Source organism: Kitasatospora sp. NPDC001095, from assembly GCF_053598615.1.
In genome coordinates this window covers 1-12262 of sequence record NZ_JBSFKQ010000049.1, presented here as the reverse complement: position 1 = coordinate 12262, position 12262 = coordinate 1, and the positions used below count along the sequence as shown (strand labels likewise).

Annotated in this window: 8 protein-coding genes; 4 read left to right on the top strand and 4 right to left on the bottom strand. The window is 72.8% G+C overall.

The genetic code is table 11. The annotated features are described in order from the left end of the window. The first annotated feature begins 63 nt into the window (after positions 1-63). Positions 64-2439: an ATP-binding cassette domain-containing protein gene (locus ACWDBB_RS29375; protein WP_449792478.1), complete on the top strand. Its 2376-nt coding sequence runs from the start codon at positions 64-66 to the stop codon at positions 2437-2439. 148 nt (positions 2440-2587) lie between these two features. Here ACWDBB_RS29375 and ACWDBB_RS29370 read toward each other — a convergent pair whose 3' ends face one another. The 4 genes from ACWDBB_RS29370 to ACWDBB_RS29355 all read right to left on the bottom strand — a co-directional run bounded on the left by ACWDBB_RS29370 (position 2588) and on the right by ACWDBB_RS29355 (position 7251). After that, complete coding sequence (locus ACWDBB_RS29370) at positions 2588-4456, bottom strand: endonuclease/exonuclease/phosphatase family protein (RefSeq protein ID WP_449792477.1); 1869 nt, start codon at positions 4454-4456, stop codon at positions 2588-2590. A gap of 225 nt (positions 4457-4681) precedes the next feature. Next, a complete protein-coding gene (locus ACWDBB_RS29365; protein ID WP_449792476.1) occupies positions 4682-5635 on the bottom strand; it encodes a Gfo/Idh/MocA family protein in 954 nt (317 codons plus the stop codon). Positions 5636-5720: 85 nt separating this feature from the next. Beyond that, a complete protein-coding gene (locus ACWDBB_RS29360) occupies positions 5721-6263 on the bottom strand; it encodes a TetR/AcrR family transcriptional regulator (protein ID WP_449792475.1) in 543 nt (180 codons plus the stop codon). Between the two features lie 76 nt (positions 6264-6339). Continuing rightward, a complete protein-coding gene (locus tag ACWDBB_RS29355; protein WP_449792474.1) occupies positions 6340-7251 on the bottom strand; it encodes a LysR family transcriptional regulator in 912 nt (303 codons plus the stop codon). Positions 7252-7467: 216 nt separating this feature from the next. On the opposite strand from ACWDBB_RS29355, the gene ACWDBB_RS29350 reads away from it, so the two are divergent. The 3 genes from ACWDBB_RS29350 (at position 7468) to ACWDBB_RS29340 (ending at position 12124) form a co-directional block, all read left to right on the top strand. Then, positions 7468-8901 (top strand): hypothetical protein, encoded by a 1434-nt coding sequence (locus ACWDBB_RS29350; protein WP_449792473.1) that lies wholly within the window; start codon positions 7468-7470, stop codon positions 8899-8901. Between the two features lie 151 nt (positions 8902-9052). Next, complete coding sequence (locus ACWDBB_RS29345) at positions 9053-10483, top strand: hypothetical protein (RefSeq protein ID WP_449792472.1); 1431 nt, start codon at positions 9053-9055, stop codon at positions 10481-10483. Positions 10484-10636: 153 nt separating this feature from the next. After that, on the top strand, positions 10637-12124 hold the full coding sequence (locus ACWDBB_RS29340; RefSeq protein WP_449792471.1) for a TolB family protein: 1488 nt from the start codon (positions 10637-10639) through the stop codon (positions 12122-12124). Positions 12125-12262 lie beyond the last annotated feature (138 nt).

Here is a 12262-nt window from a genome sequence, read left to right as displayed (position 1 = left end):
GCCGGTACCCGTACCCTTCAGGACACCCCACGGACCACCGAGAGCCAGGGAGCGAAGACAACGATGCCCAACCGGACGGACGCGCGGCCGCACGTCGCCGACAGCCACGACCTGATCCGCGTGCACGGCGCATGCGAGAACAACCTCAAGGACGTCAGCGTCGACATCCCCAAGCGCCGGCTGACGGTGTTCACCGGGGTGTCCGGCTCGGGCAAGAGCTCCCTGGTCTTCGACACCGTCGCCGCCGAGTCCCAGCGGCTGATCAACGAGACCTACAGCGCGTTCGTCCAGGGCTTCATGCCCACCCTGGCCCGGCCCGAGGTGGACGTCCTCGAAGGCCTGACCACCGCGATCATCGTCGACCAGCAGCGGATGGGCGCCGACCCGCGCTCCACCGTCGGCACCGCCACCGACGCCAACGCGATGCTGCGCATCCTGTTCAGCCGCCTCGGCACCCCGCACATCGGCTCCCCCAAGGCCTTCTCCTTCAACGTCCCCTCGATCAGCGGCGCCGGCGCCGTCACCGTCGAACGCGCGGGCAAGGCGGTCAAGGAGCGGCGCAGCTTCAGCATCACCGGCGGCATGTGCCCGCGCTGCGAGGGCCGAGGCACCGTCTCGGACATCGACCTCACCCAGCTGTACGACGACGGCAAGTCGATCTCCGAGGGCGCGTTCACCATCCCCGGGTGGAAGACGGACAGCTGGTGGACGGTCGGCGTCTACGCCAACTCGGGGTTCCTCGACCCGGACAAGCCCATCCGCGAGTTCACCGAGCAGGAGCTGCAGGACTTCCTGTACCGGGAGCCGACCAAGGTCAAGGTCAACGGCGTCAACCTCACCTACGAGGGCCTTATCCCCAAGATCCAGAAATCCATGCTGTCCAAGGACAAGGACGCGCTGCAGCCTCACATCCGGGCCTTCGTGGAGCGGGCCGTGACCTTCACCGCCTGCCCCGACTGCGAGGGCACCCGGCTCAGCGCGGCGGCCCGCTCCTCGAAGATCGCGGGCATCAGCATCGCCGACGCCTGCGCGATGCAGATCAGCGACCTCGCCGCCTGGGTCCGCGACCTCCGGGAGCCCTCGGTGGGGCCGCTGCTCGGCACGCTCCGGCAGACCCTCGACTCCTTCGTGGAGATCGGCCTCGGCTACCTCTCCCTCGACCGCCCCTCCGGCACCCTGTCCGGCGGCGAGGCGCAGCGGGTCAAGATGATCCGCCACCTCGGCTCCTCGCTCACCGACACCACGTACGTCTTCGACGAGCCCACCACCGGCCTGCACCCGCACGACATCGACCGGATGAACCGGCTGCTGCTGCGCCTGCGGGACAAGGGCAACACGGTGCTGGTGGTGGAGCACAAGCCTCAGACCATCGCGATCGCCGACCACGTGGTCGACCTCGGCCCGGGGGCCGGCGCGGCCGGCGGCACGGTCTGCTACGAGGGCGACGTGGCGGGGCTGCGCACCAGCGGCACGGCGACCGGCCGCCACCTGGCCGACCGTACGGCGCTGCGGGAGACCGTGCGCAAGCCCACCGGCACGCTGGAGATCCGCGGCGCGAACACCCACAACCTGCGGGACGTGGACGTGGACGTCCCGCTCGGGGTGCTCACGGTGGTGACCGGGGTGGCGGGGTCGGGCAAGAGCTCGCTGATCCACGGCTCGATCCGGGCGGAGGAGGGCGTGGTCTCCGTCGACCAGGGCGCGATCAAGGGTTCCCGGCGCAGCAACCCGGCCACGTACACCGGGCTGCTGGAGCCGATCCGCAAGGCCTTCGCCAAGGCCAACGGCGTGAAGCCGGCCCTGTTCAGCGCCAACTCCGAGGGCGCCTGCCCGACCTGCAACGGCGCCGGGGTGGTCTACACCGACCTGGCGATGATGGCCGGGGTGGCCACCACCTGCGAGGACTGCGAGGGCAAGCGGTACCAGCCCGCGGTGCTGGAGTACCACCTGGGCGGGCGGGACATCGCCGAGGTGCTGGCGATGTCGGTGACGGAGGCGGAGGAGTTCTTCGGCTCGGGCGAGACGAAACTCCCGGCCGCGCACCGCGTCCTGGAGCGGCTCGCCGACGTCGGGCTCGGCTACCTGAGCCTCGGCCAGCCGCTCACCACGCTCTCCGGCGGCGAGCGGCAGCGGCTCAGGCTGGCCACCCACATGGCGGACAAGGGCGGTGTCTACGTCCTCGACGAACCGACCACCGGGCTGCACCTGGCCGACGTCGAGCAGCTGCTCGGCCTGCTGGACCGGCTGGTCGAGTCCGGCAAGTCGGTCATCGTGATCGAGCACCACCCGGCGGTGATGGCGCACGCCGACTGGATCATCGACCTCGGCCCGGGCGCCGGCCACGACGGCGGGCTGGTGGTCTTCGAGGGCACTCCGGCCGAGCTGGTCGCGGCCCGCTCCACTCTGACCGGCGAGGCGCTGGCCGACTACCTGGGCTGAGTCGTCCTGCCTCGGCCGGGTCGAGCGGGAGGGCCACTCCAGGATCCGCGCCGAGGCGTCCAGGACGTACCGCCTCCGCCGCCGGTGATCACCGGCGGCGGAGGCAGGATGGCCGCGGGAGGAACCGCGGGAGGAACCGCGGGTGGAACTACGGCTTGATGCGGACCACCTGCGGGTCGTGGTCGCTGGCCTGCTGGGCGAACTCGGCGTTGATGTGCACCACGTCGTACTTGGCGTAGCCGACCTCGGGGCTGACCAGGATGTGGTCCAGCACCTGCGAGTTGCCCTGGTAGACGTACGAGTACTGCTCGGTCTCCGGCAGCTCGTTCACCAGGTCGCGCAGCACGCCGCCCTTGGTGAGCGCGGCGAGCGCGGGCGAGAACTGGTAGTCGTTGAAGTCACCGAGGGAGACGACCTTGGCCTCCTTGTCGGCGGCCAGCAGCTGGGCGACGAAGGCCTGCTCGACGGTGGCCTGCTTGATCCGCTGCACCTCGGAGCTGCGGGTCGGCTGCTGGAAGCGGCTGTCGATGCCCTGGTCGCCGCCCTTGCTGTTGAAGTGGTTGGCGATGACGAAGACCTTCTTGCCGCGGAAGGAGAACTGGCCGACCAGCGGCTTGCGGCTGTTGGTCCAGGCCTCGTCGTTCGGCTCGATCCGGCCGGGCGAGGCGGTCAGCGCGGTGCTCGCGCCGGTGCCGGTCACGCCGACGGCGGTGGTGGCGGTGCCGCCGGGAATGTCCGTGAAGGACACCCGCTGCGGGTTGAACAGGAAGACCTGGCGGATGTTGCCGCCGGGCTCGCCGCCGTCCTTGCCGTCCTGCGGGTCGACCGAGCGCCAGTCGTAGGCCGGGCCGCCGGCCGCCTTGATGGCGGCGACGAACTTGGCGACGGTCTGGCTCGCGTCCACCGTGCCGTCGTTCTTGGCGCCGTTGTTGTCCTGGATCTCCTCCAGGGCGACGATGTCGGGCGAGCGCAGGTTGGTGACGACGCCCCGGGCCAGCTCGGCGAACTTGGCGTCCGGGTTGCCCGGGGCCAGGTTCTCCACGTTGTAGGTGGCCAGGGTGAGTTCGCGGTCGGTCGCCTGGGCGGTGACCTCGCGCTGGAGGTGGTTGTCCTTCAGCGTGCCCATGGTGCCGGCGACCAGGGTGTAGCCGCCGAAGTTGTTGTAGTCCAGCGGGCCGGTGGTGGCGCCGGTCAGCTCGTCGCCGACGTTGGCCACCGGGAAGGGCTGCTGGGAGACGGCGGCCTGCTGCTGGATCATCAGGCGGCCGACGTTGGGCTCGCGGTAGGACTCGTACAGCACGCCGCCGCGCTTGCTGCGCTGGTCCTGCTTGTCGGCGGCGACCCACAGCTCGTTGTACTTGTCGGTCGCCTGGATCACCCGGACGTCCCTGACCTGGACGAGCATGCCCTCCAGGGACTCGTAGAAGTCCAGGGTGTACTTCTCCGGGTCGAGCTTCACGCCGTCGATGGAGCCGTCCGCACCGGCCGGCGGGGCGTAGGTGCCGGGGATGTTGCGGGTGTCGACGACGACCGGGGCGGGCAGCGGGTTGCCGGCCGACAGGACGGTGGTGCCCGGGGCGGAGATCTCGGTGAGGGACTGCGAGCCCCCGCCGAAGTTCGGGTAGTACTCGGTGACCTTGCCGCTCACCAGCACCGAGTCGCCGACCTTCACGGTCGGGTTGCCGCCGGTGAAGACGAAGACGCCCTCGCTGGTGGCCGGGTCGGCGTCCGGGTTCGGGTCCTGGATCCAGAAGCCCTTGGAGCTGCCGTACGCGCGCACACCGGTGACGATGCCGGGCACGCCGGTGACCGGCTTGCCGGCCTGCGGGGATATCCGGGTGTTGCCCTGGATGTCGTGGATCCGCAGCGGGCCGACCTCGGTCGGGGCGGGAGTCGCGGTGGAGGCGGCGGTGGCCACCGGCAGCGGGACGAGCACCAGCGAGGCGGCCAGCGACGCCGGGATCAGGGCGGCGCGCAGCAGGGCTCTGCGGGGACGGGGTGCGGGGGCGGTGGTCACCGGGGCAGGACTCCTAGCTCCGTCGTGCCGCACTGGTGCAGCACGACGGTCCGGGCGGAGGCGCGCTTCGAGCGCGCGCTACTCGCGTGGGGAAGAAGCGGAGGACGGACTCCCGCCCCCCGCGGCGCCCCTCAAGATACGCGCGTAGAAAATGCCCCGACAAGACCCTGCCGGTGAACTGTCGGTTCCACCGGGGTGACGTGACACACGGTCAGTCCGAGCTCCTCACAGGCCGCTCCCAGCGGACTCCCAGGAAGCCTCGATCCGCTCGACGACCAGCTCGCACAGCTCGTGGGTGCGCAGCGCGTCGTGGGCGTCCAGGGTCTGCCCGGAGCGGACGGCCGCCAGGAAGGCCAGTACGCACTGCTCGATGCCGCGCTGACGGGCCACCGGCACCCAGTCGCCGCGGCGGCGGACGGTCGGCTGGCCGCGGTGGTCGATCACCTCGGCCAGGTTGCGCACCTCGCGCTTGGAGTCGCCGCCGGAGACCTCCAGCACCTCCTCGGTGGAGCCGGAGACCCGGTTCATGATGCCCAGCGCGGTGAACCCCGCTCCGCCGAGGGTGAGCACCACGTGCTCGACCAGCCCGTCCCGGGTGCGGGCCCGGACGTCCACGTGCTCGATCTCGCCGGGGGCCAGGAAGCGCAGCAGGTCCACGACGTGGATGAAGTCGTCGTACACCAGGGTGCGGGCGGCCTCGGCCAGGCCCTCGCGGTTCTTCTGGAGGACGATCAGGTCACGCGGACGCTCCCTGGCCTGGACGTAGCCGGGCGCGTGGCGGCGGTTGAAGCCGACCATCAGCGAGCGGCCGGTGCGGTCGGCGAGGTCGACCAGCCGGCGGGCGCCGTCCAGGGTGTAGTCGAGCGGCTTGTCGACGTAGACGTCCACCCCGGCGGTGAGCAGCTGCTCGACGATCGGGACGTGCTGGTCGGTGGCGGCGTGCACGAAGGCGGCGCGGATGCCGCCGTCGATCAGCGCGCCGAGGTCGGTGAAGCGGTGCTCGGGGGCGATCCGGTGGGCCTCGCCGAGCCGGTCCAGCTTGGCCGCGTCCCGGGTCATCAGCCGCAGGTCGAGGCCGGGCAGCGCGGTGAGCACCGGCAGGTAGGCCTTCTGCGCGATGTCGCCGAGGCCGATCACCCCGACCGGGAGCCGGGTCTCGGGTGCGGCGGTCGAACTCATGAGGGCTCCTGTGGTGCGCGGTCGTCGGCCGCCCCCACCCTATGGGGCGGGTCGGGCGGAGGCTCGCCCGGCCTCCGGCAGTGGGTCAGGCCGCCAGCAGGGCCTCGGCGATGCCCCGGGCGCGCCAGGCGGCGTCCGGGGTGCCCTCGCGCAGGGCGGTGACGATGGCGCCGTCCATCAGGAGCGCGAACTGCCGTGCCCGCTCCCCGGGTTCGGGGACGTCCGCGCCCCGCATCAGCTGCTCGACCAGCTCGATGACGCGGGTCTTGTGCAGGGCCGCCATCCGGCGGGCCGGGCTGGCCGGGTCGGCGATCTCGGTCATCGTGTTGATCGCGACGCAGCCGCGGTAGTCCTGTGCCGCGAAGCGTTCGGCCAGCGCGTCGAAGACGTACAGCGGGTGGCCGCCGTGGGCCGCGACCCGCTCGGTGAGCCACGCCCGCCACCGGGCGTCGCGGCCTTCCAGGACCGCCGTCACCAGCGCCTCCTTGCCGGCGAAGTGCCGGTAGAAGGAGGCCCGGCCCACGCCGGACTCGGAGAGGATGCGCTCCACGCCGACCGCGCGGATCCCGTGGGCGTAGAAGAGGGACTCCGCCGTGCTCAGCAGGCGCGCCCTCGCGTTGACTGCCATGCGGCAGATCCTAGCCACCCCCGACGCCGAACGGCACCGATCGGTACCGTCCTGCATCGGTACGCGCCCGGCGGGCTCACGCGCCCGAGGCGGCCGCCTCGGCGAGGGAGTCCAGCACCGGCCGCACCAGCGGATGCCCGTCCGCGCCGGCCCGGACGGCGGCGAAGACCCTGCGGGTGGCGAGCTCGCTGTCCACCGGGCGCACCGCCACCTCGCGGAGGTCCACACCGCGCAGCGCCGAGCGCGGCACCAGCGCCACCCCGAGGCCCGCCGAGGCGAGCGCGACCACGGCCCGGAAGTCGTCGGAGGAGTGCAGCAGCCGGGGCTGGAACCCGGCGTGCTCGCAGGCCAGCAGCACCACGTCGTGGCAGGGGTTGCCCGGGTACGGCCCGATCCACGGCTCGTCGGCGAGCGCGGCGACGGCCAGCGGTCCCGACTCGGCGGCCAGCCGGTGGCCGACCGGCAGGACGGCCTCGAAGGGCTCGGCGTACAGCGGCACCCTGGTCAGCCGGGCGTCGTCGGCGCGCGGCGCGCCCCGGTACTCGACGGCCACCGCGAGGTCGGCCCGGCCGTCCAGCACCATCGGCAGGCTGGCGTCGCCCTCGGCGTCCAGCACCTTGAGCCGCACCCCGGGCGCGCGTTCGGCGAGCAGGCCGACGGCCGGGGAGAGCACGGAGGCGATGGCGGTCGCGAAGGAGGCCACGGTGACCTCCCCGGAGACGCCCGCGCTGTACGCGGCGAGGTCGGCCTCGGCGCGCTCCAGCTGGGCGAGCACCACGTCGGCGTGGCCGAGCAGGATCTCCCCGGCGGCGGTCAGCCGCACGCCCCGGCCCTCCCGGGCGAGCAGGTGGTGGCCGGTCTCCTGCTCCAGGGCGGCCAGCTGCTGGGAGACCGCGGAGGGGGTCAGGTAGAGGGCGGCCGCCGCGGCGGTCACGGTGCGGTGGTCCGCCACGGCCCGCAGGGTCCGCAGCCGTCGTGCGTCGATCACGCACCAATTCTGCCAGCGCGGCGCGGCACGCCGGACCGGCCGGAGCGGCGGCGGCAGTGCCCGGAGCAGCGGTTTCGGCCGGAGGCGGCACGGGAGGCGCATTTCCGGACGAGATCCCTCCAGGTCGTTGACCGACCGTCCGTACGGCGCTTGGCTCTTACCGACCGGGCCACGGGGGGCCGAGGGCCCGGGGCCGTCATCTGGGGAGGATGATCGATGACCACCGCACGCACCCGCCGCCGACTGGCCCGCACCGCCGCCGTCCTGGTGGCCGCCGCCGTGGCCGGGGCCGCGATGCCCGCCGCCGAGGCCCGGCCGCCCAAGGGAGACACCGCCAGGGTCAGCGAGGGCGCCAAGGGCGAGGCGCTGAACGGGCCCTCGCTCGCCCTCGGTCTGAGCGGCGACGGCCGCTACGCGCTGTTCTCCTCCTCGGCGACCGACCTGCTGCCCGGCGGCGCCGGGGCGGTGGGCGACGTCTACGTCCGGGACCTGCGCAACGGCCACACCGAGCGGATCAGCGTCGCACCCGACGGCTCCGCGCTGGACGCGGGCACCTACGACGCGGCGATCAGCGGCGACGGCCGGTACGTGGTGTTCAGCAGCTACGCCGGCAACGTGGTGGCCGGCCAGCCGAAGCACCCCACCGACGTCTTCGTCCGCGACCGCTGGACCGGACGCACCGAGCTGGTCACCACCGGCGACGGCAGCTCCGGCGCGGGCGACGACCAGAGCGGCCGCAACGCCTTCGACGCCGACATCAGTGCCGACGGCCGCTACGTGGTCTACTCCTCCGACCGCACCGACCTCGCCCCCGGCGTGCGCCGCGGCAAGTTCAACGTCTTCGTCACCGACCGCTGGACCCACACCACCCGGCTGATCTCCACCGGGGCGGACGGCACCCCGGCCGACAACAACTCCTCCCGCCCGACGATCAGCGCCGACGGGACCGTCATCGGCTTCAACTCGCGGGCCGGCAACCTGCTCCCGGCCGACCAGACCCCGCCCGCGGCCGCCGCGGAAGCCGCCTCGGGCGGCGCCGACCGGGCCGAGGCGGCGCAGTCCCCGCGGACCGCCGGCGCCCAGGCCGCGCTGGCCGCCATCCGCGCCTACCCGTACTACGTCTGGGACGCCCGCACCGGGAAGATCACCGGCGCCAGCTACGACGCGGCCGGCGAGCTCATCGGCACCGGCAGCGACGGGCGGATCAGCCCCTCCGGCCGCTACGCGCTCTACACGGTCTACGAGGAGGGCGGCCGGCCCGGTTCGCACGGCCGCCACCAGGACGTCTACGTCCGCGAGCTGGCCACCGGCCGCACCACCAAGGTCGACCAGCCGCTGTCCGGCAGCACCCTCGAATCGTCCTACAACCCCGTGATGTCGCTGGGCGACCGCTGGGTGTACTTCACCTCCGAGGTCACCGACCTCGTCCCCGACGACACCAACGGGCAGGCCGACATCTTCCGCACCGACCTGCGCACCGGGCTCACCGAGCGGGTCCCCCTCACCCAGGACGGCTCGCAGAGCACCACCTCCGCCTTCTTCCCGCAGGTCGACGACGGCGACACGACGCTGCTGTTCAGCGCCGAGGACGGCAACCTGGCGCCCGTCGTCGACAGCGCCACCACCGACGTCTTCCGGCGCCGCCTGTGACGGCCTGACTCCCCTGCGGGATACGCCTGTTGACGTATTTCCCGACGGGATCACCCGTGGCCGTTGACCACCGGCCCTCCCGACGGTTGGCTCTGCGGAAGCCCGCCGCCGGGAGGGAGCGCGGCCGGGCGACCCCAGGGGAGGACGATCCATGACCACCGCACGCACCCGCCGATGGCTGGCCCGCACCGCCGCCGTCCTGGCGGCCACCGCCGTGGCCGGCGCCGCGATGCCCGCCGCCGAGGCCAAGCCGCCCAAGGGCGACACCGCCAAGGTCAGCGAGGGCCCGAAGGGCGAGCAGCTCAACGGACCCTCGTCCGCGCTCGGGCTGAGCGAGGACGGCCGCTCCGCGCTCTTCACGTCCGCCGCGACCAACCTGCTGCCCGTGGCCGGCACCCCGAACTCCGACGAGATCTACGTGCGGAACCTGCGCAACGGGCACATCGAGCGGGCCAGCGTCGCCGACGACGGCTCCCCGCTGAACGCCCCCACCACCGAGGCCTCGATCAGCGGCGACAGCCGCTACGTGGCGTTCAGCACCGCCGCCACCAACGTGGTGCCCGGCCAGGTGCCGCACGCCAGCGACGTCTTCGTCCGCGACCGCTGGACCGGCCACACCGAACTGGTCACCGCCGCCGCCCTGCCGAGCACCGACGACCAGAGCCGCTACGGCGCCCTCAGCCCCAGCATCAGCCGGGACGGCCGCTACGTCGCCTACGTCTCCAACCGCAGCGACCTCGCCCCGGGCGTCCTGCGGCGCGGCAAGAACAACGTCTACATCACCGACCGCTGGACCCACACCAGCCGGCTGGTCACCGTCGGCGCGGACGGAGAGGGCGCGAACAACAACTCCTTCGAGCCGACGATCAGCGCGGACGGCTCCACGGTCGGCTTCACCTCCCGGGCCGGCAACCTGCTCCCGGAACCGCCGGACCCGGCCACCGACCCGGGCACGGACCCGACCGCCGACCCGACTGCCGACGCCGAGTCCGCGCCCGACGGCGGGGCGCCCGGGCTGACCGGGCCCCACTACTACCGCTACTACGTCTGGAACGCCGCCACCGGCATCGTCGGCGGCAGTCTGGACGACACCGGGAAGCTGATCGGCTCCCGGGACGGCCGGATCAGCCCGGACGGCCGCTACGCGGTCTACAGCCTCCCGATCTTCATCGGCGGCTTCCCCGGCCCGGCCCACGGCATCCGGATGGACGTGTACGTCCACGAACTGGCCACCGGCAAGGTCACCAAGGTCAACACCGACCTGCCGGGCACCAGCACGAAGTGGTCGTCCTTCGGCGGCGTCATGACGTTCGACGACCGCTGGGTCTACTTCGCCTCCGACGCCGAGACCCTCGTCCCCGGCGACACCAACGACAGCACCGACGTGTTCCGCCGCGACCTGAGGACCGGCCTGATCGAACGCGTCAGCCTCACCCGGGACGGCGAGCAGACCACCGGCGCCGCCTCCTACAGCCCGGCCGTGGACGCCGCCGGCAACACGGTGATCTTCACCGCCGTGGGCGGCAACCTGGTCCCGGGGAACACCGGCGACCAGCAGGACGTCTTCCTGCGCCGCCTGTGACGCCCTGACTCCCGTTCCGCATACGTCCGTTGACGTATTTTCCGCCGACATCGACCGAGGACGTTGACCCTCCGACCCTCCCGACGATTGGCTCTGCGAAAGCCCGTCGCCGGGAGGGAGCCCGGCCGGGCGATCGCTGGGGAGGACAACCTCATGACACGTACCACCCGCAACCGGTGGTCGGCGGGCGGCGGCGTGCTGGCCGCCGCCGCCGTACTGGCCGTCACCGCCGCGCCCGCCCAGGCCGCCACGCCGCCGCGTGGCACCTCACAGGTCAGCACCGGGGTCAACGGCACCGTGCCCGACAACCCGTCCTCGGCCCAGGGCCTGAGCGCCGACGGCCGCTACGCGCTGTTCACGTCCCGGGCCACGAACCTGCTGCCCCAGCCCCCGGCGGGCTGGAGCAACGCCTACGTGAAGGACCTGCGCACCGGCCGCGTCGAGCAGGTCAACCTGTCCGACTCGGGTGCGGCGCCGAGCGGCTCGACCGACCAGGCCGGGATCAGCGCCGACGGCCGCTACGTCGTCTTCGAGAGCGACGGCGAGAACGTGGCGCCCGGCGCGCAGGTCAAGGACCGCACCGAGGTGTACATCAGGGACCGCAGGACCGGCCACACCGAGCTGGTCAGCAGCAGCCCCACCAACACCGACAAGGACCAGTACCACGCCTCGTACAACGCGCAGGTCAGCGGGAACGGCCGGTACGTGGTCTACGTGTCCTCGCGCAACGACCTGGACCCGACCGTCGTGGAGCCGGAGCCGGAGCCCGGAACGGAGCCCACCACCGGCCCCTCGCTCACCAGGCCGTACACCTGGAAGATCAACGTCTACCTCACCGACCGCTGGACCCACACCACCCGGCTGGTCACCCGCGACCACAACGGCCGGGCGGGTGAGAACACGTCCTTCCGTCCGACGATCAGCGCGGACGGCCGCACCATCGGCTTCGGCTCCAGCTCCGCGCTGCTGCCGCCCGAGGAGACGCCCGCCCCCGCCGCGTCCGCCGGGGCGTCGCCGCTCCTGGCCCGCCCGACGACCGCCACCTACTACACGTACGACGTGGCCTCCCGGACGATCTCGCCCGCGAGCTACGACACCGAGGGCAAGCTCACCAACGCGGCCTTCGACGCCACCATCAGCCCCGACGGACGGTACGCGGTCTACGCCCTACCCGAGCCCGGCGGCTCGACCGGCGGCCACCGCTACCACACCGTGGTGCACGTCCGGGACCTGCGGACGGGCACCGTGACGCGGGTCAGCGGCGGCCTGCCCGGCACCGCTTCGGTCGCCTCCTCCGGCCACGGCTCGATCACCGCCGACCACCGCTGGGTCTACTTCTCGTCCGCCGCCGACAACCTGGTGCCGGGCCCGCAGCACCCGGGCTGGGACGTCTACCGCCAGGACCTCCGCACCGGCCGCACCGAACGGGTCACCACCGCTGCGGACGGCTCGCTCGGCAACGGCTCGTCGAACGACCCGTTCGTGTCGGCCGACGGCAGGACCGTGCTGTTCGGCTCGACCAGCGGCAACCTGGTCGCCGGCGGCAACGGCCCGGCGGTCGAGAACTCCCAGGTCTTCGCCAAGCCCACCGGGCTCCACGCGGGTGACGACGACCAGGGCGAGGACGGCGACGAGCAGTGACCCGCCCCCGGAGGAACCGCGACGGGGGCGGGACGTCGGCCGGGCCGGCGTCCCGCCCCCGCAGCGGGAGGGTGGGGCAGGTGGTTCTGGGCCGTGCGGTGGAGGCGAATCGATTCGCCTCCACCGAACGGAAGAGCG